This is a genomic window from Brevibacillus borstelensis (genome assembly GCF_037834415.1).
GTDB classification, from domain to species: Bacteria; Bacillota; Bacilli; order Brevibacillales; family Brevibacillaceae; genus Brevibacillus; species Brevibacillus borstelensis_A.
The window spans coordinates 1-1246 of sequence record NZ_JAUMSJ010000093.1 but is presented as its reverse complement, the minus strand read 5'-3'; the positions used below and the strand labels follow the sequence as shown (position 1 = coordinate 1246).

The following is a 1246-nucleotide window of genomic DNA, read 5'->3' as shown; positions in this document are numbered from 1 at the left end:
CATAGATGCTGCCATGGATTCGAGTACGGTTATAATCATGAATAAATTGACTTACGATCTTATACGCCTGTGGATAAGACTCAAATTCATGACGCTGGTAACATTCCATCTCTATAATGGAATGAAACGATTCAATGTGAGCGTTTTTATTCGGCGTCTTAGGCGGAATACGCTCGTGAATCAGGACAAACTCGTTACAGGCATCTTCAAACAGGTTGCTTATAAACTGCGGACCATTGTCTGAACGGATGACAGGCTTATTCTCTTTGTCAAAGAGCTGGCGTTTCATAAGTGCTTCCTGCGTGATCTGGACGAGATGTTTGGCTTCACAGCTCAGTCCAATATGATAGGTGATGATGGCGCGATCAAACACATCTATGATGCTCAAAAGGAAGAAGAAGCGGTGTTCACCATGAATCCAACCATACTTAATATCGGTCTCCCACAACTGATTAGAGCCCGTTATGACGCGATTGTTAGCAAGTCTCTTGGGATGCTTTACCTTTAATTTCCGCTGTGGACGAAGCACACCCATCTGCTTGCATAAACGGTAAACTTTCTTCTTGTTGATCTTCAGTTGATGGCGTCTTTTAAGAAGCACCGTTAGCTTGCGATAGCCATAATTGGCGCCTTCTCCTGCTAAGAACTCCATGATCCATTCACAAATCTGCTCGTCACTTACTGGCTTTCCGTCTTGTTTATATGATAAACCAGGTGCGGGGCGACCGGCCCTGTGGAGTGTCTCTTTAACTTGCTGCTGTTTATTCACATGTGCGTAATACGTGGATCGTTCTACTTCCAGCACACGCAGCACAAAACTGATGCTATGCCCTTGTACAATATACTTCTTGGCAATCTCTATTTTATCCGCAAGTGCGGGTTCGTTTTTTTTAGTAGGTCTTTGAGAATGTCCCTCTCGAGGGCTTGCTCTGCATAGAGCTTTTTCAGTTTTTCATGCTCCTTTTCAAGCTGTGAATAATCTTCTGCAGTGGGAACATATTTCGTTTGCTTGATGTTTGTCCCATCCAACTGGTCTACATCTTTACGATTCAACTCTCTGGCCCATCGGAGTACCATTTTAGGATCAAGCTCATGTTGTCTTGCTACAGCGGTCATGTTGCCAATCTCTTTCCCCTTGGCAACCACCATTTTCTTGAAATTAAGGTCATATTGCTTTTTCTTCATTTCGTTCCCCTCCGCCTCAATATTATTGTATCCGAGTAAGGGGTGTACTGTCCAAGTTTAA

Annotated in this window: 2 protein-coding genes; both read right to left on the bottom strand. The window is 43.6% G+C overall.

The window, feature by feature from the left end; genetic code table 11:
- Nucleotides 1-805 (bottom strand): IS3 family transposase (locus tag Q3F21_RS27085; RefSeq protein ID WP_340259689.1); only part of this gene is annotated, 805 nt, incomplete at its 3' end.
- Nucleotides 806-858: 53 nt separating this feature from the next.
- Nucleotides 859-1185, bottom strand: coding sequence for a hypothetical protein (locus Q3F21_RS27080; RefSeq protein WP_340259687.1), 327 nt, complete (start codon nucleotides 1183-1185; stop codon nucleotides 859-861).
- Nucleotides 1186-1246: the final 61 nt, after the last annotated feature.